Origin of the sequence: Nonomuraea sp. NPDC004580 (genome assembly GCF_040609855.1) — a bacterium.
Lineage (GTDB): Bacteria > Actinomycetota > Actinomycetes > Streptosporangiales > Streptosporangiaceae > Nonomuraea > Nonomuraea salmonea.
In genome coordinates this window covers 206,211-230,916 of record NZ_JBEXLH010000002.1, presented here as the reverse complement: position 1 = coordinate 230,916, position 24,706 = coordinate 206,211, and the positions used below count along the sequence as shown (strand labels likewise).

Sequence of the window (24,706 nt, the reverse complement as noted above, 5' to 3'; positions counted from 1 at the left end):
CGCCTCAGAGCCCGTACGTCTCCAGCAGGCGGAGCCAGATCTCGCTCACCGTCGGGAAGGACGGGACCGCGTGCCAGAGGCGGTCGAGCGGCACCTCGGCCGTCACCGCGATGGTGGCCGCGTGGAGCAGCTCCGCCGCGCCCGGCCCGGCGAAGGTGACGCCCAGCAGGACCTTCCTGTCCTCGTCCACGACGGCCTTGGCCCTGCCGCGGTAGCCGTCGCCCAGCAGGTAGGCCCCCGTGACGGCGCCCATGTCGTACTCGACCGCCCGCACCCGGAAGCCCTCGTTGCGGGCCTGCTCCTCCGTGCGCCCGACCGCGCAGACCTGCGGGTCGGTGAAGACGACCTGGGGCGAGCCGTAGGGGCCGGCCAGGTCGCGCATGGCGGGCAGCTCGTCGCCGCGCGCCCTGGCGGCGATCACGTCACCGCAGATCCGCGCCTGGTACTTGCCCATGTGCGTGAGCAGCGCCCGCCCGTTGACGTCGCCCACGGCGTAGAGCCAGCCGTCGGCCACGGCGGTGGCCCGCATGCTGTCGTCGACCTCGACGGGGGCGTCGTCGGGCAGGCCGATCGTGTCGAGCCCGAGCCCCCGGGTGGCGACGTCGCGGCCGGTGGCCACCAGCACCTCGTCGGCCTCCAGCGGCGGGTCGTCGCCGAGGTGCACCGTGACCTTGCCGCCCGGCTCGGGCCGCTCGACCCGCTCCATCTGCGCGTGGAAGCGCACGTCGATGCCGGCCTCGGCGAACGACTCCGCGACCAGCTCGCCGGCGAACGGCTCCATGCGGCCGAGCAGGCGGCCCCCGCGTACCACGACGGTCGTCTGACGGGCGCCCAGCCCGTGCATGGCCTGCGCCATCTCGCAGGCGACCACGCCGCCGCCCAGCACGACCAGCCGCTCGGGGACCGAGGACGCCGCCGTCACCTCGTGGCTCGTCCACGGGTTCGCCTCGGCCAGGCCGGGCACGGGCGGCACGGCGGCGGTGCTGCCGGTGGCGAGCACGACGGCCTGACGGGCGGTCAGCACGCGCTCGTCGCCGTCCTCGGTGGTGACCCGGACCCGCTTGGGGCCGTCGAGCCGGCCGCGCCCGCGGAAGAACTCGATCGGCACGCTCTCGATCCAGCGCACCTGCCCGCCGTCGTCGTAGCCGGAGACCGCCTCGTCGCGCCTGGCCAGCACCCTGGCGACGTCGATCTCGCCCAGCGTGAGCCCCGGCACCCTGGCGACCTCGGCGGCCAGGTCGACCGGCCGCAGCAGGGCCTTGCTGGGGACGCACGCCCAATAGGAGCATTCGCCGCCGGCCAGCCGTTCCTCGACGATCGCTGCGGTCAGCCCGCCGCGCACCGCGCGGTCCGCCACGTTCTCGCCGGCGGGTCCGGCGCCGATCACGATCACATCGAACTCGTCAGCCACCGCTGCCTCCCCAAGCACTCGCTCGGCCCATGAGGAGATGTTTTCACGTCGCGGCTGTCAGCGGGCGTGGCGGGGGTGGCCTGCATCGTTGCGAGCCCCCTCTCATGTCCGGGGCGCGTCAGCGCTCCCTCATCCTCCTCCTGCCGCGCGCGATCGGATAGGCACTACGGACTCAAAGCACGTCCAGAAGGGGGTTCGGCAGGCTCGTCCAGTGGTCTCCGATGCCTCTCACCCGCGTGAGCAGGTGGGCTTTGGCCGGGAGCCGTTCCGCGAACAGGGCGGCCCGGTCGGCGGCCGGCAGCACGTCGGCGGCGTCGCGGGCGGCGGTGGCGACGACGTGCCACAGCTCGCCCTCCACGGCCCTGTCGCCCCGGCCGGCGGCGGAGATCAGGCTGCCGAACGTGGTCGCGGCCAGCGAGCCGAGCAGCTTGGCGTGCAGGACGGCCGGATCGTCGCTGAGCAGCCGCGCGCTGACCGGCGGGGTCTCGATGCCGTGGCGGGTGAGCCTTTCCGGGCTGATTCTGACATCGGCCAGGTCGCGGTAGATCAGCCGGTACGGCCGTCCGTCGCCGTCCAGGACCACCAGCAGGTTCTGGCCGTGCGCCTCCAGCGCGATCCCGTGGGCCAGCATCCCCAGCGCGCCCTGCCAGAGCAGCCGCGCGAGCGCCCCCAGCCAGGTGGCCGTCGCCTGGGCGGGGAGGGCGGCGAGGGGCAGGACAGGGTCCGGGTCCGGGGTGGGGTCGCGGAGCATGACCGACACGTCCGCGCTGGGCCGCCCGTCCACCGATCCGGCGGCTCCGGCCAGGTAGCGGGCGATGCGCAGCCCTCCGCCCCGCTCGGCCACCGTGGTGAGCAGGTCGGACAGGGGCACGCAGTCGCGTACGGAGCCGGGGGAGATGTCCCTGATCCCCGAGGTCATGCGGGTGGTGAAGGCCGTCTTGAGGTGGGGACCGCCGTCGAGCGGGGCCAGCGTCCGTACGGACATGAGGGGCCGCGCGGGCAGCGCTCCCGTCGACTGGGGACGGAACCCCAGCCCGGCGAGCACGTGGCGGGTCTGCCACGGGTGCACGGGCAGCAGCAGCCGGTCGCCGTCCACGAAGGGCCATGGTCCGGTGACGAGGCAGTCGCGGGCGGGCAGGGCCAGCAGGTCGAGGTGGACGGTGGGGCGGTGCTCCGGCATGTACGCCAGCTGCTCGGCCACCGACACCCCTGGCCTGTTGCGGCACCCCGGATGGTAGGGATGCCCGTCGATGACGCTCTGCTCGTGCTCCTCGGCCGTCTTCGGGGCCTGCTCCGACGCGCCGGCGCGGGAGAGCGCGAGGGAGGCGACGCTGTTGTCCAGGTCCTCGACCAGGGCGGCGGTGCCGGGCAGGGCGAGCGCTTCGAGCAGCGCGGCCGGGTGGGTGCGGGGCCTCCCGTCCAGCAGCAGCTCGGGCTCGTCCCGGACGTCGTACGGCCGCCGCTCCGGCCCGGTGAGCCGGCGTCCGTCGGCGAGCACCACGCACCCCGGTCCGGCCGCTCTCAGGCCGGGCAGCGGCTCGTACAGCAGCCCCCGCCACAGCCGCCCCATGACGGCGGCCCGCGCGCCCGGCAGCCCGGCGGCGTAGCGGCCGGACAGCTCGGGCCGTACGCGGGCCAGCTCCCCGGCGAACGCGACCTCCACCGGCCTCATGATCTCCACCTTCCGCGTCCTCATTCCCGCTGGCTACCCTGTGGGCACCAATGGGGACAAAAGGGTAGGAGTACGGTCGCCATGGCAGCCACCGACGACGTACTTGCACCCACCGGCCCTCCACCGGACCCGGCCGGCGAAGCCGCCGCACTCGCAACGACGGCCCTGCTCAACTGCCTGATCAGAGAGGTGGCTCAGCCCCCACGGTCCGCGCAGGTCTATCGGTTGCCCGCGACCGGGCGCCTGTTGCGCGTGGCGGGTGGCCGGCGGCCGGGTGCGCCGCTGTTGCGGGTCGCCGGCGGGTGGCGGCCCCTGACGCTGGGCGAGCTGGTCGAGCTGACCGCCGCCGAGCTGCGGGCGGGCACCGGGGTGGGCAACGACGTGGTGCCGGCCGAGATCCTGCACAGCCGCGACGTCGCCGCCGCCCTGCTCGCGGCCAGGCGGGACGTGCCCTTGCCCGCCGACCTCTACCTGCGCTCCGAGCAGGCGCTGATGGCGGGGCACCCCTACCATCCCGCCCCCAAGGCCAGGGGCGGGATGGGGCCGGAGGCGTGGCTGCCGTACTCGCCGGAGGTGCGGGCCGGCTTTCCGCTGACGTTGCTGGGCGTGCCGGACGGGAAGCTGATCGAGAACGGGGACGTGAGCGCGCTCGACCGGCTCGGCGGGCCGCTGCCCGCTCATCCCTGGCAGGTCGAGCTGCTCGGCGGGCTGCCGGACCTGCACAGGCTGGGACGAACGCAGGGCATGGCGGTGGCGACGGCCTCCATCCGTACCGTGTACCTGCCGGACGCGGACCTGTTCCTCAAGTTCAGCCTGGACGTCCGGATCACCAACGACCTACGCCGCCTGTGGCTGCACGACCTGCGGCACCTCCCCGTCGTGGCGGCCCTGCTGGAGACGGTCTTCGATGACCTGCCCGGCCCGTCGCTGCTCCGGGATCGGGGTTACCGCAGCGCCGAGCTGGACGGCGACGGCGGCGAGGCGCTGGCGGTGATCGTCAGGGACGGGCTGGGCGAGCACGTACGCCCGGGGCTGACGCCGCTGCTGGCGGCCGGGATCGCGGAGGGCTTCCCCGGCAACCCGCTGGACGCCCTGGACGAGGACGCGGCACTGCTGTGGTGGCAGCGCTACCTGGATCACGTGGTGCCGCCGGTGCTGCACGCGTACCTCAGGCATGGGGTGGTGCTCGAATGCCACCTGCAGAACGTGCTGGTCGCGGTGGACGCGGCCGGGCTGCCCGCGCAGGCGCTGTTCCGCGACTACGAGGGCGTCAAGCTGGTCGCCGAGCGGCACGGCGAGGGGCCGCTGCTGGGCGCCGTACGGGCGTGGGAGCGCCTGGTCTACTGCCTGGTCGTCAACAACCTGTGCGAGATCGCGGGCGCGCTGATCGAGCGGCATCCGGGGCTGCGGGCGGAGCTGTGGGCGCGGGCCAGGGCGGTCTTCGCGGCGGCGGGCAAGGAGTACGGCGATCCGCCGGAGCTGCGCGAGCTGCTGGCCGCCGCGTCCGTGCCGGCCAAGGCCAACCTGCTGCTGCGCTGGCTGGACGCCGACGGCGCGGCCATGCGCTGGGTGCCGGTCCCCAATCCGTTGAGACTCTTTACGGCATAAGCTATTGTCGCCGCATTAATTCTTTACGGCGTAACGAATCAGGGGAGGGCGCCATGGCCGAGGCGACGATGCACGACGGCGAGACGATCGAGGTGGAGGTGCACGGGCCGGGACCCGCCGTGCTGCTGCCGGTCGATCCACACCCTGTGGAGGGCGAGCGGGCCGAGGAGATGCGCAAGTGGGGCATGGACCCGGCGCTCGGCCGCACCTTCGTCGACGGGCTGTCGGACGCCTTCCAGGTGGTGGTCTTCGACTACCAGGGGCACGTGATGGACCACCCCAAACCCGGCACCCTCACCCCCGATAACGTCGCCCGCGACCTCCTGGCCGTGGCCGACGCCGCAGGGGCCGAGCGGTTCGCCTACTACGGGTACTCGTGGCTGGCGCTCAGCGGGCTCCAGCTCGCCCTCCGCACCGACCGCCTCTCCGCGCTGGTCATGGGCGGGTTCCCGCCGTACGCGGGGCCGTACGCGGAGATGCTCAAGGTGACGATGGCGACGTACGAGATGGCCGTCGACCCGCCCGCGCCCGAGCAGAGCGACGACCCCTGGTCGTCGACGGACGGGCTGCCGAGCGAGGAGCAGGCCAGGCAGTTCGTCACCCTCTACGAGGGGCTGCAGGGCTTCGACGACAAGGAGGCCGGGCTCACCTGTCCGCGCCTGTGCTTCGCGGGCTCGGAGGACGAGATCCGTTACGAGGAGAAGTGGGGCGGCGTGACCGTGGACCTGCGCGGCCCGCTCGTCCGGCACCGCGCCGCGCTGGTGGAGCGGGGCTGGGACGTCGAGGTGCTCGACGGGCTCGACCACATGAGCGCGATGCAGCCCGTCAACGTGCTGCCGGTCCTGCGTCCGTGGCTGTCCAAGGCACTGGGGTGAGTCAGGGCAGCAGGCGCAGGCGGCCGATGATGGCGGTGGTGGAGCGGTCGGGCAGGTAGTCGAGCACCCGCACCTCGCCGCCCAGCGCCCGCACCAGCGGCGCCTCGGGCAGCATCTCGGCGGTGTAGTCGCCGCCCTTCACGTACAGCTCGGGGCGGATCATCCGCAGCAGCCGCTCCGGGGTGTCCTCGTCGAACTCGGTCACGTAGTCCACGAAGGTGAGCGCGGCCAGCACCGACATGCGGTCCTCGCACGGGTTGACCGGGCGGCCGGGGCCCTTGAGCCTGGCCACGCCGGCGTCGCTGTTCACCGCCACCACCAGCACGTCGCCGAGCCGGCTCGCCTGCTCCAGGTACGTCACGTGCCCCCGGTGCAGCACGTCGAAGCAGCCGTTCGTGAACACCACCCGCTCGCCCCTGCGCCGGTGCTCGTCCAGGAGCCTGGCCAGCTGCTCGGCGGCCCGCACGGTGCCCTCCTGGCCCTCCTGGCGGCGCAGGGCGCGCTGGAGCTCGTACCGGGTGCAGACGGCGGTGCCGTGGCGGCGGACGACCACCCCGGCCGCCGCCTGCCCGGCCCGCGCCGCCTCCTCGGGGGCCGCGCCGCCGGCCAGCCAGAGCGCGAACGCGGCGGTGTACGTGTCGCCCGCACCCGTCGCCATGTGCTGCGGCGCGGGCTGGGCGTAGGTCCGGTACGGCGGCTGCCCCGGGCGGTGCAGCAGCGTGCCCTCGCCATCGAGGGTGGTGACGATCATGCGCGCGCCGGTCAGCTCCAGGAGCTGCTCGGACCTGGCCATCAGGTACGCGGGCCGGTCGCCGGTCTCGTCCTCGTCGTCGAGCAGGCGGACGACCTCGGCGAAGTTCGGCAGCACCGCGTACGGGCCGCACTCGCGCCAGGGGGCGACCGCGTGCGCGTCCACGACCAGCAGCGGCAGTCCCGCCAGGGCCTTGCGGACGGCCGGCGTGCAGACCCCGCCCCCGTAGTCGCAGGCCACGACCACGTCGGCCCCCGCCAGGGCGCCGGTCAGCCGGCTGAGCAGTTCGCGCTCGGCGTCCTCGGGGAGTTCGCCGTGGTCCTCCTCGTCGTAGCGGGCGGTGAGCTGGCCGCTGGTGATCAGCCGCCGCTTGTGCGCCGTACGCCGGCCGGGCACGGTCACGAGATCGACGCCGACGCCGAGCAGGCACAGCGACTCGACGAGCGTCGCGCCGCACTCGTCGTCGCCCACCACGCCGACGAGCCGGACGCGGGCGCCGAGCGCCACCAGGTTGGCGGCGGTGTTGGCGGCGCCGCCGGGGGCGTCCTCGGTGGTCTCCAGGCTCATCACGGGCACCGGCGCCTCCTGGGCGAGACGCTTGGCAGAGCCATGGAGCCACGAGTCGAGCATGACGTCGCCGACGACCACGGCGCTGGGGATCTTGTCTGTGCCCATGAGGGGGAGGTACCAGTAAAAGCCCTGCTCAAACCCGTCATACCGGAAGTTAGGCGCGATAGGGGACGGGTAGCCAGGCGGCTATGCACGGCCCTGGAGACCTCGATGTGCTCGTACCGACCAAGGACCGCCCGGCTTCGCTGGCGGTGACGCTGGCCGGGCTCGCGGCGCAGGACGCGCGCGGGTTCCGGGTCGTGATCTCCGACCAGTCGTCCGTGCCGGTGACCGGCGACCCGCTGGTGGCGAGCGCCGTACGGATCCTGGAGCACCGCGGCCATCCCGTCTCCCTGCTGCGCCACGTGCCCGCGCGGGGGCTCGCCGAGCAGCGGCAGTTCCTGCTGGAGCAGTCGGAGCGGCGGTGGTGCCTCTACCTGGACGACGACGTGTGGCTTGAGCCATGTGCGGTCTCCGTGCTGGTGTCCGCTCTTGGTGAGCTGGGGTGCGGGTTCGTCGGGTACGGGCTGCACGGGCTGTCCTACCGGCACGATCGGCGGCCCCACGAGCTGGCGCCGTACGAGGAGTGGGCCCGGCAGGTGTGGCCCGAGCGGGTGCGCAGGGACGGCCCCGCCTGGCGGCGGCACACCCTGCACAACGCGGCCAACCCGCTGCACCTGGCCGAGAAGGTGGGGATCAGGGCGGCGTGGCGGGCGTACAAGGTGGCCTGGATCGGCGGGTGCGTGCTCTACGACCGGGCCCTGTTGCAGGGGTGCGGCGGGTTCGAGTTCTGGCGGTCGGTGCCGGTCGCGCACGCCGGCGAGGACGTCGTGGCGCAGCTCCGCGTCATGGAACGGCACGGCGGCGCCGGGCTGCTGCCCAGCCGCGCCTACCACCTGGAGCTCCCGACCACCGTCGTGGATCGCGGCGCCGAGTGCTACGACTACGTGATGGAGCCGTCATGATCGCTCCTGATCCCGCAGTGAGCGCCGGGCCGGCGACCGTGGCCGGCTCGGAAGCGGGCGGCGGGCTGGTGGCGGATGTGCGGCGGATCGCGGTGCTCCGGGCGAACGCGCTCGGCGACTACCTCATGGCCGTGCCGGCGCTGGACGCGCTCAAGCGTGCCTATCCCGGTGCGCATCTGACCCTGCTCGCCACGCCGTGGCACGCGGCGTTCCTCACCGGGCGTCCAGGGCCCGTGGACGACGTGGTGGCGCTGCCGCCGATCACGGGCGTGTCCACGTCCGAGGGCGGGCGCAGCGCCCCCGACGTGCTCTACGACGAGCTGCGCGAGCGGCGCTTCGACCTGGCGGTGCAGATCCACGGCGGCGGGCGCTACTCCAATCCGTTCGTGCGCCGGCTGGGCGCCCGGGTGACCGCCGGGCTGCGCGCGCCGGGGGCGGAGAGCCTGGACCGGTGGCTGCCGTACACCCACTACCACCACGACACCCTGCGCTTCCTCCAGGTCGCGGCGCTGGTCGGCGGGGTTGTGGGCGGGGTTGTGGGCGGGGTGGGCGGCGGGCTGGAGCCGCGCGTCGAGGTCACCGGCGGCGACCGGGCCGAGCTGGCCCGCGTGCTCGGCAGGACGCCGCGGGGGCTGGTCGCCGTGCATCCCGGCGCCACCGACCCGCGCAGGCGCTGGCCGGTCGAGCGCTTCGCCGAGGCCGCCGACCGTACCGGAAGACCGGTGGTCGTGACCGGCACCCGCGCGGAGGAGGACCTGGTCACGGGCGTCGTCGCGGCGATGCGGCGGCCCGCGATCCCCGTCGTCGGCACCCTCGGGCTGGGCGGCCTCGCCGCGCTCTACGAGCGCTGCGACCTGCTCATCGCGAACGACACCGGCCCGCGCCACCTGGCCGCGGCCGTCGGCACCCCCACGGTCGCCGTCTACTGGTGCGGCAACCTCATCAACGCGGGCCCGCTCAGCAGGGCCGCGCACCGGCCGCTGATCTCGTGGACCACGGCCTGCCCGGCCTGCGGCGCGGACGGCGTGGACCCGGCGGCCGAGCGCTGCCCGCACGTGGAGTCCTGGGTGCGCGACGTCACGGTGGACATGGTGGCGGAGCAGGCGGACGACCTGCTCCACGGAACTCCGGGGGAGAGCTGATGACGGAACACGCGGTGCTCGACGAGCTGCGCCAGGCGATCGACGAGGCGTTCCAGGGACGCGAGCGGGTGGCGATGAGAGACGTGTACGCGCAGGCGTCCCGGCACGTCAGCCTGCCCGCCGACCTGCTCGGGCACCTCAACGAGCTGCCCGAGGGCGCCTACGACAGGCAGGAGCTGACCGAGGCCATCAACGCGGTCATCACCCGCAGAGGCGAGCAGGACACGCTCGGCCTGCTGGAGGTGCCGGGGGACGACGCGTCGCTCGACTACCTCAATCCCACGCCGACCCGCCCAGAAGGCGAAGATCGCTAGGCGGGCGGGAGCAGGGCGGGGGACGCGTCCAGCAGCTGGAATCCGTTGTCCCGCTGCCGGACCCGTCCGCCGGTGGGATGCGTGAAGTGGGTGCCCAGCAGCAGGTCGTCGGTACCGGCCAGCTCGGTCAGCAGGAGGCGGCGGGTGGTCCGTGCCTCGCCGGGATCGACGTCGCCGACGCTCCCCATGTCGGGGTACGCCAGTTGCACGGGATGATGCAGGCTGTCGCCGCTGATCAGTGCGTTGCGGCCGGTGCCGGTGAGCTTCACCGACAGGTGGCCGGGCGTGTGGCCGCGGGTCGGCACCAGGCGGACGCCGTCGGCCACGTCGAGGCCCGAGGCGGGGATGTCGAGCAGGTCGTACAGGTCGTGGTCGCGGATGGGACGCAGCGAGTCGCGGTGCACCTGGGCGACGTCCTCGTCGGTTTCCGCGACGGCGGTCCAATAGTCCCATTCCCTGCGGTCGGTGAGGTAGCGGGCGTTGGGGAAGGTCGGCGTCCAGCGGCCGTCGGCCAGGTGGGTGTTCCAGCCGACGTGGTCGACGTGCATGTGCGTGGTGATCACCAGGTCGACGGTGTCCGGGGCGAAGCCCGCGGCGGTCAGCCGGTGCAGCAGCGGGGTCCGCAGGTTGTCGGCGTCGGGGATCTGCCGGGGCTTGTCGTTGCCGATGCCGGTGTCGACCAGGATGCGCTTGCCGTTCGCCTCGATGGCGAAGAGGTGGACGTGCATCGCGACGGCTCCGCCGTCGGTGAAGTCGGGGTGGAGCCAGGGGTGGTGCAGGTGCTCCGGGGTGGCGTCGGGCAGCAGCCATTGACTGGTCGCCGGTGACATGTCGATCTCGTCGACTCGGCGCACCACGATGCCTCCGAGGTCCCAGCCGAGGAAGGCCGGGGATACATGGCTCGCTACCACTTTGAATCCATTCGTCGGGTTTCCGATGCGTCGACCCTAGAGCCGTTGCTCACCTTTCGTAAGTACGTACCTTTATGTAAGGTCGTGGCATGGCGGTGAGTGAGCAGTTCGAGCTTCCGGCGGACTCCTTCGACAAGGACTGTCCGACCCGGCCGGTCATGGCCGAGGTGACCGGCCGGTGGGGTGCGTTGATCATCGCCGCGCTGGTTCCCGGGCCGATGCGCTTCTCCGCCCTTCACCGGCACGTCGGCGGCATCAGCCAGAAGATGCTGTCGCAGCACCTCAAGTCGATGGTGCGCTACGGGCTGGTCGAACGCCTGGTGGAGCCGACCGTCCCGCCGCAGGTCAGCTATCGCCTGACGCCACTCGGGCGGAGCCTGGCGCGGCAGCTGTGCGCGCTGCTGAGCTGGTTCAGCGACAACACCCCGGCGCTGCAGGCCGCCCAGCAGCGCTACGACGAAGACCGTCCCAAGGTCGCATAGCGGGGCGGCGCCACGGCGTCTGCAAGGGTGAATGTCGATCCCCTTGGAGGTGACCGTGGACGCCGCGGACGAACACCTGTTCCGCGAGTTCGTCGCCGCTCGATCGCCTGCCCTCATGCGGCTCGGGTACCTGCTGACCGGCGGTGACCAGCACGCGGCCGAGGACCTGGTGCAGACGGCGCTGGCGAAGCTGGCGGGCAGATGGCGGCGGGTGTCGGCGCCGGAGGCGTACGTCCGGCAGATCATGTACCGGCAGCAGGTGAGCTGGTGGCGGGCGAGCGTACGCCGGCCCGAGGTGGTGCAGGCGAGCCCGCCGGAACGTGCCGCGCGCGACGCCCACCACCAGAGCGAGCTGCGCCTCGTGCTGCGCTCGGCTCTGTCCAGGCTGACCGCCCGGCAGCGGGCGGTGCTCGTGCTGCGGTACTTCGAGGACCTGCCTGAGCAGGAGGTGGCGAAGATGTTGGGCTGCACCGTCGGCACCGTGCGCAGCACCGCGCACCGGTCGCTGGCGCGGCTGCGCGAGATCGCCCCCGAGCTGGCACAGGTAATGGAGGAGGTGGCCAGATGACCAGGTTGCTGCGTGACACGTTCAAGGATTGGGCGGACGAGGCCGAGGTGCCGGCCGACCTCGCCGACCGGGCGCTGCGCAGGCGCGCGCCCTGGCTGCCGATTGGGGCCGCGCTGCTGGTGGGCGCCATGATCGCGGCCGTCGCGGTGTTCGTGACCTGGCGCGCCGACCCGGTCGTGGTGCCCGCCGACGGGGTGCAGCTGCCCGCCAGGCCGTCGCCCGCGCCGACGGACGTGCATACCGACACGGAGAACGTCCCGCCGGCCAAGCTGATCGCCGCGGGGACCATGGCTGTGTCGGCCTACTACCAGAACAGCGCCGAGCCCATCGAGAACGGCCTGAAGCGCGTCCGGTACACCTGGTCCCTGTACGACCCGCGCACCGGCGGCTACGAGCGGATCCCGTACGCGTGGGTGGACGTCGCCCCCGGCCTTCAGGTCGCGGCCGTCGTCGAGGGCGACGTTATGGGCAAACGGGTGGGCGTGCTCGACATGAACACCCGGCAGATGCTCGCCTGGTACGAGCTGGAGCGCGACGTGGCCTCGGTCGCCTGGTCTCCAGACGGCACCAGGATCCTCGCCACCGCCTACTCCGAATACCCTGACCTGCAGGAATCCCGCGGCGAGGAGTTCGGCCCACGCAGGGCCCCCAGCCCGCGCACCGGCTACTACGTCATCGACGTCCCGGCGGGCACCACCGACTACCACGAGCTGGCGCCGCTGCCCACCATGGACGAAGGTCTTCCCTTCCTGCGCACCCCTGGGGAGCGGCGGCTCGAAGGGAACAGGCGCCAGGACCTCGGCTGGAGCCTCGACGGCACGCTGATCTGGAGCCCCACGATCAATCGCCCCGATCGCGTCTGGTACACGATCGACGGCAAGGAAACGGAGGCGCCGGCCGGGCAGCACTACGTCGGCCACTCGCGACACTCGGCGCTCTCGCCGGACGGCCGGCTGCTGCTCGGTGACGACGGGCTGCCCACGAAGATCACCGATGTCAAGACCGGCGAGGTGGCCGGCCGTCAGCGGGTGCTGCAGCTGCACGCCTGGGCCGGCGACGACGAGGTCATCGCGCTCGGGTGCGCGGGGACGTGCGAGAACGAGTTCAAGAACGGGCTGGTGCTCGTCAGCGTGGACGGCTCCAGGTCCACCCAGCTCGCCGCCAACTCCAACAGCCAGGCGGACGGCGCCTGGAGGGCGGTCCTCACACCGCGCTGAGGGGTGGCTCGGCGGACCCGATTTTTGACCGATCGGTCTCGATACTGCTAGCGTCACGTCCGTGGCAAGGACCAAGGAGTTCGACCCGGACGTGGCGCTGCAGCATGCGCTTGAGCTGTTCTGGGAGCGCGGCTACGAGTCGACCTCGATGGCCGACCTCGTGGAGCGGCTCGGGGTCGCGAAGGCGAGCATCTACGCGACGTTCGGCGGCAAGCGGGAGCTTTACGTCAAGGCGCTCGACCGCTACGTGCGCGGGCGCGACGTGATCGGCCCGCTCTCCCAGCCGGGGCCGGCGGTGCCCGCCGTCCGGGCGCTCCTGGACTCGTACGTGGCCACCTGCCTGGCCGACGAGCTGCGGCGGGGCTGCATGGTGGTCAACTCGGCCGTCGAGTTCGCCGCCCGCGACCCGGCCGTGCTGGCGAAGGTGGCGGCGAGCTGGACGGAGCTGGAGACGGCGCTGACCGGCGCGCTCGTGCGGGCCCGCGCCCAGGGCGAGATCCCGTCGGGCAAGGACCCGCAGGCGCTGGCCGCGTTCCTCCTCGTCCTGCTGCAGGGGCTCCAGGTCCTCGCCCGCGCCGACCCCGACCCGCGCCGCCTGCGCGACGCGGTCGACCAGGCCATGATGGCCGTCCAAATATGAGAACGATTGGTATGGAATCCATGCAGCGAAGGTTCGAAGGCAAGGTCGCGCTCGTCACGGGCGCGAGCGGGGTCGTGGGACGGGCGGCGGCGCTGGCGTACGCGCGGGAGGGCGCCGCCGTCCTGGTCGCCGGCCGCGACGAGGCCCGGCTGGCGGAGCTGGTGAAACTGATCGAGGACAGCGGCGGGCGGGCGAGCGCGTACGCGGTGGACGTGACGCGCTCGGCGTCGGTCGCCGCCATGGTGGACGCCGCCGTGACCCGCCACGGCCGCCTCGACATCGCGCTCAACGCAGCCGGCATCTTCGGCACAGTGGCCCCGCTGGCCGACTACGACGAGGACACCTGGGACGACGTGGTCGCCGTCAACCTCAAGGGGGTGTTCCTGTCGATGAAGCACGAAATCTCGTACATGCGGGCCCACGGCGGCGGCACGATCGTGAACGTCGCGTCGAACCTGGGAGCCCACTGGCGCCTGGCAGGGGCCAGCGCCTACGCCGCATCGAAGGCCGCCGTAAGCCACCTCACGAGAACCGCCGCCCGCGACCACATCGCCGACGGCATCCGCATCAACGCCCTGAGCCCCGGCCCCATCGATTCCCCCATGTCGATGCGCCCCGGCGAAACCCGCGAAGACCGCGACACCCGCATGAAAGGCTCGCTGCCGATCGGCCGCGTCGCGACCCCGGAGGAAATCGCCGCCGCCGCATTGTGGCTGTCGTCAGAGGAGTCAAGCTTCGTCGTGGGCACCGACCACGTCATAGACGGCGGTGCCACCGCCTGAAACGACCCTCTGGCAGTCGCGGTCAGACGCGCAGAGTACGCAGCGCCTTCAGGACCTCTGACCCTCCCAGCACCACCTCGGCACCGGGGCGGGGTGCGGCCCTCAGCATGGCGTGCAGCACGTCGACGAACGGCTGGACGAGGAGAGCGTTGGCCATCTTGGTGGCCTCGCGCGAGTCACCGCCGTCCTGCAGGCGCAGAGATTCGCGAAGCATCGCCTGGCATCGCGGAAAGGCCAGCTCCCTTCCCCGCCGGAGCTCCCCACGGTTGAGATCGAGGACGTCGATCGTCGTCCGGCCTTTGAGGGTAAGCCCGCGATACGCGCCCGTGCTCAGAACGAGGCGTAAATGATCGAACGGATCCTCTGCGGTGGGGTCGATGAGCAGCGGTTCCCCCGCCTCGTCACACGGGAACCGCTCCCTCTTGGCGTTGCTGTTGCAAGAAGAGCACGCCAGCAGGTGGTTCAGCCAGTCGAAGGTGCGTACCGGCGCCAGGTTGAGGGGTTCGAAGTGATCGACGTCGGTCCCGCGGCTGTCACCGCAGTACATGCACCTTTCGAGCGCGGACGACATCTCCTGGAGCTTCTCGCGGATGCGGGTCGTCTCGACACGAGCCCTGCTCCAGGCACGACGCGCGGCACGGGCGTCGGCGCCGGTCGCCATCAGCTGGTCGGTGCGCTGCTGCAGTCTTCGAGATAGGTCGGCCTCGAGGTCCAGGCGAGTGATCCGGATCAATCGCGTCTCCCGAACCGTGCGGAGACTTCGTCGACGCGCGCGCTCAGCGAGCTTTCCAGCATCTCGCTGAGCCTGCGGTATTCGTCGACCTCCGCTGGTGAGGCAGACCCGCCGAGCACCTTCTCCTCAAGGTCACCGAGCACGCGCCGGAGGTCTTCCGCGTGCCGGGAGTAGGGGCTGTCCATGCCGAAGAGCTCGGTCAGGACGGCGTCGTCGCCGCTGCCGAACACGACGCGTTCGTACAGCTCCCGGTCCACGACGTGAGGTGGCCTCTGCTCGTTCGGGCCCGGCAGCGCTATCAGCCCGTTGGGGTCGGCGCTCTGGCAGATGTATGGGCTGTGGGTCGTCACGATGAACTGGACCAGCGGGAAGTGGGTCTTGAGCCAGTCGCCGATCTTCTTCTGCCAGCCGACGTGCAGGTGGTTCTCGATCTCGTCCACAAGGACGACGCCGGGGTAGCGCAGAGTGGGTGCGGTTCCGTCGTAGGTGAGGGTCAGTTTGCCGTACGCGAGGTGGAGTTGGCGCATGATGTCGACGACCAGGGCGGTGATGGCGCGGTAGCCCTCGCTCATCTGCTGGAGCGGTAGCTCGTCGCCCTTGTCGTTCCTGAGCCACAGCCCATCCGAGTTGACCCTGACGACCCTGTGATCGTCGGGGAGCAAGCCGTCGGCGAGGACGGCCAGGGCGGCTTCGAGGAGGTCGGCGGCGCCCGGTCGCTCCTCGAATGCGTAAAGGTGCTGCTCGATGAGCCAGTTCACGCCTTCTAGGAGTGGTACGTCCTCGTCGAAAAGGGTGCGTAGACCGGCGTACATCGCCGTGCGCGTATTCGTCTGGCGGTTGAGGGCCACTGCGGAGAGGCGGCGGAATGCTCCATAACCGGCGAAGAACCAGCCTTCGCCGGGGCCGAAGCGCAGGGATCTGTCGCCTTTGCGTTTGATCGGCCAACCCGTGTGGCTGTAGTAGCCCTCCGCGTCGTTCCAGCGGAGCTCGAAGTGCTGGGTGCCGAAGTCCAGGCCGCCGTCATATTCAGCGTCTTGCTCAACGGTCACGCGCACCCGCGAACCTTCGGCATTCTGCTCGCCGCCCCATGCTGTGAGGTCGCGGACGAAATAGTCGCCGACTACTCCGAGCGCGATGGCCTGCAGCAGGGTCGTCTTTCCCGAGCCGTTGCGGCCGGCCAGCACGGTCCAGCCTTTGTGGGAGCCGTCCGGACGGACGAAGTCGAGATCCGCCTCTCGTGGCCCGGTGAATCCGCGAACACCCTGGATGGCCAGCTTTGACACATACATTGCTGAGCCTCCTCCCATGGAATTCGTGCCGGTGAGTCTACGCGAGACGGGCACAGTCGCTGGGAGGAATGCGGCCCGCGCCCGGGAGGTGAGCGGGCGCGGGCCGGGGTTGTTCAGGTGGTCAGCGGCTGATGCGGACGGCGTCGGCTATGACGAGGCCGGTGCCTGAGGTCCAGCGGCTCACCCCGACCACGTTGTACGTGCCCGCGTTCAGGGAGAAGGTGCCGATGGAGCGCCAGGCTCCGCCGCCTGAGCGTTGGTCGACGTACACGGTCTGGTTGCCGCTCGACGTCGCCACGATGTACGGCGCCGAGCTGCTGTAGCCGGGGTCGGCCGGGTACCAGACCTCGACCCGGTACGTGCCGGCGCTGGGGATGGTCGCCGAGTACCAGGCCGGGTCACTGGAGGCGACCGGGTCGGCGAAGCGGTAGTCGGTGCCGTGGCGCTGGCTGGAGTAGCTGGAGGTGCCCCAGTTCGCGCTGGCGGTGAACTGTCCGGAGGTGCTGTTGTCGACCGTGGTCGTCCAGGTCGGGGTGCCGCCGCCACCGGTCACGTAGTTCATGTACGTGGTCCAGTTCCAGTTGGAGCCGGGGTCGGTGTGGGTGGCGCCGGGCACCTCGTTGTGGCCGATGATGCCGGTCCGGTTCTTCGGGATGTTGTACTTGTCGCACAGGTAGCGCGTGAGCGCGGCCGAGGCCCGGTACATGGCGTCGGTGAACCACGAGGCGTCGTTGACGAAGCCTTCGTGCTCGATGCCGATGGAGCGGTTGTTGTAGCTGGAGTTGCCGGCGTGCCAGGCGACGTCCTTGTCGCGGACCATCTGGGTGATGGCGCCGTTGGAGGACTTGACCACGTAGTGGGCGGAGACCTGCGCGGCCGGGTTCTGGAACCAGGAGATGGTCCCGGCGTAGGAGCCCTGGGTGACGTGGATGACGACCTTGTCGATGTTGTAGCTGGTCTCCCGGTTGGAGACGCGGTAGTTGCTGGAGCTGGCGGCGACCCAGGCGGCCGGCGGGTAGTCGGCGCTGGCGATGGCGGCGGGGGTCTCGGCCTCCTTGCCTGACTTGTCGCCGGCGCGCGCGTTCAGGTCGCGGGCCTTGGCGTACTCGCCGCGGTCCGCGGTGATCTCCTGGGGCGCGACGCGGACGCCCTTGCTGTCGATGCCGAGTCCGAGCTGCTCGTAGACGGCGTCGGCGTACAGGCGGGCCAGCTCGGGGGAGGAGGCGTTGCCGTACTTGGCGACGGCCGGGTACCAGCGGCCCGGGTCCTTGCGTGCGCTGTCGTCGAGGCCGAGCGCGTCGGCGTGGGCGCGCAGGACGGCCGCGCCGCCGAGGATGTTGGCGGCGTCGTCCTTCTTCAGCTGGTCGGCGGGGATGCCGGTGAGCTTGGCGGCCTGTTCGAGCGAGTGGTTGGTCGGGTTGCTGACCAGGTGCATGACGCCGTAGCCGTTGCTGGCGCTGGGCTCGCCGCCGTGCCCGTCGAGGTGGGTCTCGGCGTAGGCGAGCGCGACCAGCAGGTCACGCGGTACGTCGTGCGTCTCGGCCGCCTTGGTGAACGCGGCGGGCAGTGGAGGCTCGGCGGCCTGGGACCAGGCGGGCTGGCCTGCGCCGATGAGGATGAGGGTGAGGATCGCGGTGGCGAGGGCTGCTAATCGCGTGCGGGCGAGAGTCATGGGGGGCTCCTCGTTCACAGACGTGACGGCAGCACGCTACGGCAATCTCCTGACAAATGTCGATAATTGACATTACTTCCGAGTTAAGTGAAACTTCTCGCCCTTCAACGGACGCCTGGGTCGTCCGATCTTTCTGAAAACCATTGCGCAATCCGTCGATTGCGCTGAAACTTTCCTTCGTGACCGCGCTTCCGCGTATCGTCCTGGCGGCGCTCACCGCCGCACTCCTCAGCCTCGTGAACCCCCTCTCCGCCGCGGCCGCGGCCTGCACCCCCGACCCCGCCACCCCGAAGCGCCAGCTCCGGGCCATGTGGATCTCCTCGGTCGCCAACATCGACTGGCCCAGCCGCACCGGCCTCAGCGTCTCCGCGCAGCAGGCCGAGTATCGCGCCTGGCTCGACCTGGCCGTCTCCAAGCGCATGAACGCCGTGATCGTGCAGGTCAGGCCGACGGCCGACGCGTTCTGGCCGTCGCCGTACGAGCCGTGGTCCCAGTGGCTGACCGGCACCCAGGGCCGCGACCCCGGCTACGACCCGCTGGCCTTCATGGTCGCCGAGGCCCACGCCAGGAACCTGGAGTTCCACGCCTGGTTCAACCCTTACCGGATCGCCAACCACGACGACCCGTCCAGGCTGGTCTCCACGCACCCCGCGCGGCAGCACCCCGGCTGGCGCTTCGCCTACGGCGGCAAGCTCTACTACAACCCGGGCATCCCCGAGGTCCGCGCCTTCATCGAGGACGCGATCATGGACGCCGTCAGCAGGTACGACGTGGACGGCGTGCACCTCGACGACTACTTCTACCCGTATCCGGTCAGCGGCCAGAACATCCCCGACGCCGACGCCTACGCCCGCCACGGCGGCTCGTTCGGCAACGTCGGCGACTGGCGCCGCGACAACGTCAACCGCCTCGTACGCGAGCTCGACCAGCGCATCCACGCCGCCAAGCCGCACGTGGCGTTCGGCATCAGCCCGTTCGGCATCTGGCGCAACGCGGGCACCGACCCGCTCGGCTCGCGCACGACGGGCCTGCAGTCGTACGACGCGATCTACGCCGACACCCGCACCTGGGTCAAGCAGGGCTGGGTCGACTACCTGGCGCCGCAGATCTACTGGCACATCGGCTTCTCGACGGCCGCGTACGAGGTGCTCACCGCCTGGTGGTCCGATGTGGCCAGGGGCACCGGCGTGCAGCTCGTCGTCGGCCAGGCCGCCTACCGGGCGGGCGCGTCGGGGCAGGACGCCGCCTGGCAGGACCCGGCCGAGCTGAGCGACCACCTCCTCGACAACCGCCGGCATCCCGAGGTCGTCGGGGACGTCTTCTTCAGCGCCAAGGACGTCAAGGCCGACAGGATCGGCGCGTTCACCAGGGTCGTCCGCGACCACTACACGAGGCCGGCGCTGGTGCCCGCGCGCGGTTCCGCCGCCGCGCCCGCTGTGCCGTCGATCACGTCGGCCACCCGCTCGGGCGGGAGCGTGCAGCTCGCCTGGACCGGCTCGGGCACCGCGTACGCGGTCTACCGGGTGGACGGGACGGCCGGCGAGTGCTCGTTCGCCGGTGCGACGAACCTGATCGGGACGACCAGGCAGAAGACGTTCACCGACCCCGCGCCGACCGCGTCGCCCACCTACTACGTGACCGCGCTCAACCGCACCCACCAGGAGAGCGCGCCCAGCCAGGGCCGCGCGCCGGGCGGTGGCGGCGGCGGGTTCAGCGTGGTGGTGGACAACGCCGACGCCGCGTTCACGGCCGGTTCCGCGTGGGGCACCTCGACGTACTCGGGGCAACTGCACGGCACCGACTACCGCTTCGCCGATCCGGTCGCGGCCAGCGATCCCGCGTGGTTCCGCGCCGCGATCCCGAGCGCGGGCAGCTATCGGGTCGAGGTGTGGTATCCGGCCAACGCGGGTTACAACAGCGCGACGCCGTACGTGGTGACGGCCTCGGGCGGGAACCAGACCGTCACCGTGGACCAGCGGAGCAACGGCGGAGCCTGGCGGTCGATAGGCACCTTCTCCCTCAACGCGGGGACGTACAACGTGGTCGGGGTGAGCCGCTGGACCTCCACCACCGGGTACGTCATCGCCGACGCCGTCCGCATCACGCGGGTCTGACCGGCTACCGGATCGGGGGTGGGCAGGCACGGCGGGTGATCGTACGATGAGGCGGTGGACGGTGCCCGCCCGCGACCGATCGACGCCATCGCGGTCCTGGTCGCGGCCGGCTTGACGCTCGCGACCGGCCATACGGGCGCGGTCCTGGTGATCCTGCTGGCGGCGGCGGTCCCGGTGTTGTGGCTGCGCCGCGCTCCGCTCGCGGTGGCCTGGGTCGGCGCGGCCACGGCGGTCGCGCTGCCCGTCCTCGCGGTGCTCTTCCCCTCGGTGGTGCCGCCGCCCGCGCCCGGTGCCCCGATCTGGCCGCCCGCCGGACCGTTCGCCGCGTACGCCGCGATGGCGTTCGCCTCCGGGGAGCGGTCGCTGGCGCGCTGGCTGCCGGTGATCGTGCTGGCGCTCGGCGTGCTCGCGCTCTCCGACCGGCTCCCGCTGGCCGGACGCACCGAGGCCGTCATCGCCCTGTCCGTCATGTACGGCCGCTACGTCCGCGTCAGGGAGCGCCTCCGCGCCGAGCTGGCCGAGCGCGACCAGCGCGTCGAACGCGAACGCCTCGCCGGCGAGCTGCACGACGTCGTCACCCACCGCGTCAGCCGCATGATGCTCCAGGCCGGCATCATGGCGATGAACTCCGGCGACGAGCGGGCCAGGGCGGCGGCCGAGGAGATCAGGGCGGCGGGGTCGGAGGCGCTGGACGAGCTGCGCCACATGGTCGCGCTGTTACGGCGCGGCACCGGCGAGGGGTTCGACCTCGGGCTGCCGCTGCCCGACCTGCGGCCCCTGGTGATCGACTCGGCCAGGGAAGGGCTGCCGGTCGAGCTGACGGTGGACGGCACGCCGGTGCCGGTGCCCGGGCTGGTGGGGCGGACGGCGTACGTGGTGGTGGAGGCGGCGCTGGCGCACGCCCGCAAGCACGCGCCTGGGGCGGGCGCGCGCGTGCTGGTGCGGTGGCTGCCGGGCGCGGTACGCGTGACCGTGCGGCACACCGGCGGGCGCCCCGACGCCGGCGTGCCCCACTTCACCGCCACGTCCGGCATCGGCCTGCTCGACCTGCGCCGCCAGGTGGAGCTGGCGGGCGGCACGCTGGAATGCGCCCCCCTGCCGGAGGGCGGCCACCGCATCGAGGCCACGTTCCCGACCTGACGCCGGGACCGGCCGTGGACGGCCGAACCCGGCGCCGGGGGTCAGCCGCCGTAGATGACCGACAGGAAGCGCACCAGCACCGCCTCCCTGGACGCGGGCGGCAGGGCGTCCAGCACGGCGTTCACCACGGCCATCTCCGGCTGTCCCGAGCCGGGCCGCAGGTCGACGCCGACCGACGCGCTCAGTTCGGCGAACGTGGCGTCGTCGATCGTCTCCAGGTCGATCCCGGCGACCAGCTCCACGAGGCCGTCGGGCAGCACGGCGGGCCCGCGCTCGCGGGCGGCGTCGGCCGACTCGGCGATGACCTTCAGCATGGCCTCCACCCCGGACAGCGTGACGCCGGTGACCGTGATGTGCAGGTTCGCGGGTATCCCGGCGTACGAGAGCTGCGGTTGCAGGAACCAGCCGCGCGCCCGCGCCTCGTCGGCCAGCACGAACACGTCCACGTCCGCGCCCGTGAAGGCGACCAGCGACGACTCGGGCGCGCCGAGCACCCGCAGCCCGGGGATGGCGGCGAGGCCGTCGCGCAGCCGGCGGGTCGCCTCCAGCGTGGCCCGGCCGAGCTCCACGTACCCCTCGCGGCCCAGCGCCTGCAGCGTCGCCCAGGCGCCGCCGAGCGGCCCGGCCGAACGCGAGCTCTGCACGGTCGCGTTGATGATCGTGTACCCGGGCCAGCCGGCGGAGGCGAAGTACGCCTTGCGCCGCATCGCGGGATCGGCGAACAGCAGCACCGAAGCGCCCTTGGGGGCATAGCCGAACTTGTGCAGATCGCAGGAGAGCGACGTGACACCGGGCACCGACAGGTCGAACGCCGGCACCGCCGCGCCCGCCTCCCGTAACCAGGGCAGCAGCCACCCGCCCACGCACGCGTCCACGTGGCACGGCACCCCGGCGGACGCGGCCAGCGCCGCGACCTCCTCGACCGGGTCGATCACGCCCTGCGGGTACGACGGCGCGGACACGACGACCAGCACCGTCCGCTCGTCCATCGCGGCGGCCACGTCGGCGGGCCGCACCTTGTACGTCTCCAGGTCCACCGGGACGGACTTGACCTCGACGCCCAGGTAGTGGGCCGCCTTGTGGAAGGCGGGGTGCGCGGTGACGGGCAGCACCAGGTTCGGCCGGTCGAGGGCGGCGCGGTCGCGGGCGGCCTTCACGGCCAGCATGATCGACTCGGTGCCGCCGCTGGTGAAGATCCCGTGGCCGCCGCCGAGCAGGTCGGACACCGCGCCGACGACCTGCCGCTCCATCTCGACCACGCTGGGGAACGCGGTCGGGTCGAGGCAGTTGACCTCCAGCATCTCCAGGTACGCCCGGGTCGCGGCGTCGTGCACGGCGGCCCGGCCGGTGTCGTAGACGTAGGCGGTCACCTGGCCGCCGCGTACGGGCAGGTCGTGCTCCTTGAGCCGGGCGATCTCCGCCAGCAGGTCATCGGCGGGCCGGCCGGCAGGGGGGAGGTTCACACGGCCTCCTTTCCAGCGAGGGTGAGCCTGCCGTAGCGGAGGACGAACGGCAGGCTGATCAGCATGAGCAGGGCGGGCAGCGCGGTGAAGCCGAGCAGCAGCCCGGTCAGCGCGCCAGGGGACTGCGCGACGGGGGCCGCCGCGGCGACGAACCCGGACAAGGCCAGCACCAGCGCGTACAGGCCGGGTCCGAGCGCGAGGCCCGCCGTCTCGCCGGCGTCGTAGCCGAGCAGCCGGCCGCGCCCGAGCGGCGCGGCGCCGCGGCCGGTCACCGGGGGTCGCCGGGCAGGCCGAGCGTGCGGTGCACGACGCGGTGCAGGTGGGCGCGGAAGCGGCGCAGCGCCGCACGGTCGCCGGCCGCCCTGCGGCGGCCCTCCGCGTCGAGCACGCCGCCCTTGGCGAAGCCGTGCACGGCCCAGACGACGGTCCAGACGGTGTACTCGACGTCGGCGTCGGGGGAGATCAGCCCCGACTCGACCGCCGGACGCAGGGCCGCGGTCACCGTCTCCATCAGGGGTTTGACGTATTGGCGTTCGAGCTGGGTGATGTCGCCGGCGTCGGAGAGCCAGCGGTGCATCCACAGGGCGGGCACCTCGGGGTGGTCGACGCAGAAGTCGAGGTAGTCGTCGGTGAGCCGGTGCAGGGCGGCCACGGGGTCGTCGCCGGGCAGGCGTTCGAGCGCGCGTTCCAGGGCGGCCTTCTCCGCCTGGTGCGCGGCCTCCATGACGGCGAGATAGAGCTCCCGCTTGCCGCCCACGTGGTAGTTGACGGTGGCGATGTTCAGCCCGGCGGCCTCGGCGATCTGGCGGGTGGACGTGCCGTCGTAGCCGAGCGCCGCGAACAGGTGGGTCGCGACCTTGAGGATCAGGGCGGCCTGCGTGCTCTCCCCAGGGGTCATGGGGCCGACGGTAGTTCTGGTCCGGCTTCTTGGTCAATCACTTGATGGAGAGCTTTACTCGTAGCTGACCGGGCCGCCGGGCTCCCAGCGGGTGAGCACCGTCCGGTGGCCGGTCTGCACGCCGGTGCCCGGGTCGAGGGCGAAGGCGCCGTACAGGGTGGTGGTCCGCAGCTCCGCGGCGGCCCGCCACAGGTCCTCGGGCGCGGTGCCGCCCGCCAGCTCCGCGCAGTGGACGGCGAGGATCGCCGCCGCCGCGGCCTGGACGGCGGGATAGTCGGGCGGCCCGCCGTACGCGGCGATGAAGTCGGCCTCGGAGCAGCCGATCGCCGCCTCGGCGCCGCTGCCGGGGAACCACTGGCCGACGCCGTAGACGCCGCGCGGATCGGGTACGGACTCGCCGAACGCGCGCACGCCCGCCGCCACCGCGCACACCGCGCCTGGCACCTCCGTGTGCGTCACCGTGGTGACGTCCTCGTCGAACGAGCCCGCGGTGAACAGGTGCCACGACGGGTCGCGCGGCCGCTGCCTGGTCACCGGCAGGCCCGCGATCCTCGCCCGCCGCTCCGCGCCCAGTGCCACCTCGCGGGCGAAGCGGCCGGTGCCCTGGACGATCCAGAGCGGGCGCGAGTCGCCGCCGCGTACGAGGTGCCGGACGAACGGCTCGGCGTACCGGCTCGCCGGGGTGAGGACGGGGACCATGTGACCGGGGAAGGCGGGACCGCCGGAGCCTCCGTGGTTCCACAGCAGGAGCCCCTGCTCCACGGCGACCCGGCCGGCCCGGCGGGCGAGCCCCGCGGAGTACGGCCCCAGCAGCAGGTCACAGCGCCCCGCCAGGTCGCGCAGCACGCGCTCGACCATCTCGGGGTCGCTCTTGTCGTCCTCGACCACCAGCTCCACGCCGTCCGTGAGCGACCGCCAGGCGTCGAGGCCGCGCGCGGCCTGGCCGCCGAACCGGGCGTACCGGCCGGACAGCGAGAGCGGGACCCCGATGCTGAGCACGCCGTTCTCCTGCCCGCGACCGGCTCAGTCAGGCGCCCAGTACTTTTCCATCGCCCGCTCCAGGTCGCCCACCACGGGCTTCCAGGTCGCGGGCAAAGAGTAGCGGCTGACGCGGTGCCGGTCGTACACCAGTGTGTACTTGAGGAAGCCGGCCCCCTGCGGCCTGGCCTCCGACGTGCCGAGCCGCAGCTTCCCGAGGTGGGTCCGCAGCCGGCGGCGCTCCTTGAACATGAGGGCCCTGGCGATGGCCGTGCGCCGGCGCCCGTCCCCGGACATGCCGGTCGGGTGCGTACACCCGGCCCGGTGACCGGGGCCGAGACGCTACGGCGCCGCCAGGGCCCGTCCCCGCGAAGCCGGTCCGGTCGCGAGGGGCGACCGGTTCCGGCTCCGTCCGGCAGCGTAGTGGTCTTCGTGCCGTCCGAGGACGTAACTACCTAAATCCGGGCGAACC

Annotated in this window: 24 protein-coding genes; 12 read left to right on the top strand and 12 right to left on the bottom strand. The window is 72.2% G+C overall.

The window, feature by feature from the left end:
• Positions 1-4 precede the first annotated feature (4 nt).
• Both ABZW11_RS04230 and ABZW11_RS04225 read right to left on the bottom strand, forming a co-directional pair.
• Entirely contained in the window at positions 5-1,411 is a 1,407-nt protein-coding gene (locus ABZW11_RS04230) for an NAD(P)/FAD-dependent oxidoreductase (protein ID WP_355412475.1), read from the bottom strand.
• Positions 1,412-1,583: 172 nt separating this feature from the next.
• Positions 1,584-3,083 (bottom strand): IucA/IucC family protein, encoded by a 1,500-nt coding sequence (locus ABZW11_RS04225; RefSeq protein WP_355412473.1) that lies wholly within the window; start codon positions 3,081-3,083, stop codon positions 1,584-1,586.
• Positions 3,084-3,164: 81 nt separating this feature from the next.
• Here ABZW11_RS04225 and ABZW11_RS04220 point away from each other — a divergent pair, with 81 nt between their 5' ends.
• On the top strand, positions 3,165-4,691 hold the full coding sequence (locus ABZW11_RS04220; RefSeq protein WP_355412471.1) for an IucA/IucC family C-terminal-domain containing protein: 1,527 nt from the start codon (positions 3,165-3,167) through the stop codon (positions 4,689-4,691).
• A 53-nt stretch (positions 4,692-4,744) separates the two neighbouring features.
• Positions 4,745-5,566 (top strand): alpha/beta hydrolase, encoded by an 822-nt coding sequence (locus tag ABZW11_RS04215; RefSeq protein WP_355412469.1) that lies wholly within the window; start codon positions 4,745-4,747, stop codon positions 5,564-5,566.
• A gap of 1 nt (position 5,567) precedes the next feature.
• Here the strand turns inward: ABZW11_RS04215 and rfaE2 are convergent, their stop codons facing one another.
• Positions 5,568-6,992, bottom strand: coding sequence for a D-glycero-beta-D-manno-heptose 1-phosphate adenylyltransferase (rfaE2, locus tag ABZW11_RS04210; RefSeq protein WP_355412467.1), 1,425 nt, complete (start codon positions 6,990-6,992; stop codon positions 5,568-5,570).
• Between the two features lie 83 nt (positions 6,993-7,075).
• Between rfaE2 and ABZW11_RS04205 the strand changes: the two genes are divergently transcribed.
• Genes ABZW11_RS04205 through ABZW11_RS04195 form a run of 3 tightly spaced genes read left to right on the top strand, consistent with a single transcriptional unit; the run spans position 7,076 to position 9,347 of the window.
• On the top strand, positions 7,076-7,891 hold the full coding sequence (locus tag ABZW11_RS04205; RefSeq protein WP_355412465.1) for a glycosyltransferase: 816 nt from the start codon (positions 7,076-7,078) through the stop codon (positions 7,889-7,891).
• Positions 7,888-9,033: a glycosyltransferase family 9 protein gene (locus tag ABZW11_RS04200; protein ID WP_355412463.1), complete on the top strand. Its 1,146-nt coding sequence runs from the start codon at positions 7,888-7,890 to the stop codon at positions 9,031-9,033. The genes ABZW11_RS04205 and ABZW11_RS04200 overlap by 4 nt, the downstream gene beginning before the upstream one ends.
• Positions 9,033-9,347: a hypothetical protein gene (locus ABZW11_RS04195; RefSeq protein WP_355412461.1), complete on the top strand. Its 315-nt coding sequence runs from the start codon at positions 9,033-9,035 to the stop codon at positions 9,345-9,347. Before ABZW11_RS04200 ends, ABZW11_RS04195 begins: the two co-directional genes overlap by 1 nt.
• Here the strand turns inward: ABZW11_RS04195 and ABZW11_RS04190 are convergent.
• Positions 9,344-10,204 (bottom strand): MBL fold metallo-hydrolase, encoded by an 861-nt coding sequence (locus ABZW11_RS04190; RefSeq protein WP_355412459.1) that lies wholly within the window; start codon positions 10,202-10,204, stop codon positions 9,344-9,346. The genes ABZW11_RS04195 and ABZW11_RS04190 overlap by 4 nt on opposite strands.
• A 143-nt stretch (positions 10,205-10,347) precedes the next feature.
• Here ABZW11_RS04190 and ABZW11_RS04185 point away from each other — a divergent pair, with 143 nt between their 5' ends.
• The 5 genes from ABZW11_RS04185 to ABZW11_RS04165 all read left to right on the top strand — a co-directional run bounded on the left by ABZW11_RS04185 (position 10,348) and on the right by ABZW11_RS04165 (position 13,947).
• Complete coding sequence (locus tag ABZW11_RS04185; protein WP_355412457.1) at positions 10,348-10,740, top strand: helix-turn-helix domain-containing protein; 393 nt, start codon at positions 10,348-10,350, stop codon at positions 10,738-10,740.
• Positions 10,741-10,771: 31 nt separating this feature from the next.
• Positions 10,772-11,308: a SigE family RNA polymerase sigma factor gene (locus ABZW11_RS04180; protein ID WP_355412456.1), complete on the top strand. Its 537-nt coding sequence runs from the start codon at positions 10,772-10,774 to the stop codon at positions 11,306-11,308.
• Positions 11,305-12,525, top strand: coding sequence for a hypothetical protein (locus tag ABZW11_RS04175; protein ID WP_355412454.1), 1,221 nt, complete (start codon positions 11,305-11,307; stop codon positions 12,523-12,525). Before ABZW11_RS04180 ends, ABZW11_RS04175 begins: the two co-directional genes overlap by 4 nt.
• Before the next feature lie 61 nt (positions 12,526-12,586).
• Positions 12,587-13,165 carry a helix-turn-helix domain-containing protein gene (locus tag ABZW11_RS04170; protein WP_355412452.1) on the top strand — a complete coding sequence of 193 codons (579 nt, stop codon included), beginning with the start codon at positions 12,587-12,589 and terminating at the stop codon, positions 13,163-13,165.
• Between the two features lie 20 nt (positions 13,166-13,185).
• Positions 13,186-13,947 (top strand): SDR family oxidoreductase, encoded by a 762-nt coding sequence (locus ABZW11_RS04165; protein ID WP_355412450.1) that lies wholly within the window; start codon positions 13,186-13,188, stop codon positions 13,945-13,947.
• 22 nt (positions 13,948-13,969) lie between these two features.
• Here ABZW11_RS04165 and ABZW11_RS04160 read toward each other — a convergent pair whose 3' ends face one another.
• The 3 genes from ABZW11_RS04160 to ABZW11_RS04150 all read right to left on the bottom strand — a co-directional run bounded on the left by ABZW11_RS04160 (position 13,970) and on the right by ABZW11_RS04150 (position 17,641).
• Positions 13,970-14,680 (bottom strand): HNH endonuclease, encoded by a 711-nt coding sequence (locus ABZW11_RS04160; protein ID WP_355412448.1) that lies wholly within the window; start codon positions 14,678-14,680, stop codon positions 13,970-13,972.
• Positions 14,677-15,969, bottom strand: coding sequence for an AAA family ATPase (locus tag ABZW11_RS04155; RefSeq protein ID WP_355412446.1), 1,293 nt, complete (start codon positions 15,967-15,969; stop codon positions 14,677-14,679). Before ABZW11_RS04155 ends, ABZW11_RS04160 begins: the two co-directional genes overlap by 4 nt.
• Positions 15,970-16,090: 121 nt before the next feature.
• Positions 16,091-17,641 carry an N-acetylmuramoyl-L-alanine amidase gene (locus ABZW11_RS04150; RefSeq protein ID WP_355412444.1) on the bottom strand — a complete coding sequence of 517 codons (1,551 nt, stop codon included), beginning with the start codon at positions 17,639-17,641 and terminating at the stop codon, positions 16,091-16,093.
• A 179-nt stretch (positions 17,642-17,820) separates the two neighbouring features.
• On the opposite strand from ABZW11_RS04150, the gene ABZW11_RS04145 reads away from it, so the two are divergent.
• Positions 17,821-19,755, top strand: coding sequence for a family 10 glycosylhydrolase (locus tag ABZW11_RS04145; protein WP_355412442.1), 1,935 nt, complete (start codon positions 17,821-17,823; stop codon positions 19,753-19,755).
• Between the two features lie 54 nt (positions 19,756-19,809).
• Entirely contained in the window at positions 19,810-20,895 is a 1,086-nt protein-coding gene (locus tag ABZW11_RS04140) for a histidine kinase (RefSeq protein WP_355412440.1), read from the top strand.
• Between the two features lie 41 nt (positions 20,896-20,936).
• Here the strand turns inward: ABZW11_RS04140 and ABZW11_RS04135 are convergent, their stop codons facing one another.
• From ABZW11_RS04135 to ABZW11_RS04115, 5 genes are read right to left on the bottom strand one after another with little or no spacing between them, the layout of a single operon-like run.
• Positions 20,937-22,358 (bottom strand): aspartate aminotransferase family protein, encoded by a 1,422-nt coding sequence (locus ABZW11_RS04135; RefSeq protein ID WP_355412438.1) that lies wholly within the window; start codon positions 22,356-22,358, stop codon positions 20,937-20,939.
• On the bottom strand, positions 22,355-22,630 hold the full coding sequence (locus tag ABZW11_RS04130; protein ID WP_355412436.1) for an MFS transporter: 276 nt from the start codon (positions 22,628-22,630) through the stop codon (positions 22,355-22,357). Before ABZW11_RS04130 ends, ABZW11_RS04135 begins: the two co-directional genes overlap by 4 nt.
• A complete protein-coding gene (locus ABZW11_RS04125; RefSeq protein ID WP_355412434.1) occupies positions 22,627-23,256 on the bottom strand; it encodes a TetR/AcrR family transcriptional regulator in 630 nt (209 codons plus the stop codon). Before ABZW11_RS04125 ends, ABZW11_RS04130 begins: the two co-directional genes overlap by 4 nt.
• 54 nt (positions 23,257-23,310) lie before the next feature.
• Positions 23,311-24,255 (bottom strand): ABC transporter substrate-binding protein, encoded by a 945-nt coding sequence (locus ABZW11_RS04120; protein WP_355412432.1) that lies wholly within the window; start codon positions 24,253-24,255, stop codon positions 23,311-23,313.
• Positions 24,256-24,279: 24 nt separating this feature from the next.
• Positions 24,280-24,531 (bottom strand): hypothetical protein, encoded by a 252-nt coding sequence (locus tag ABZW11_RS04115; RefSeq protein ID WP_355412430.1) that lies wholly within the window; start codon positions 24,529-24,531, stop codon positions 24,280-24,282.
• Positions 24,532-24,706: the final 175 nt, after the last annotated feature.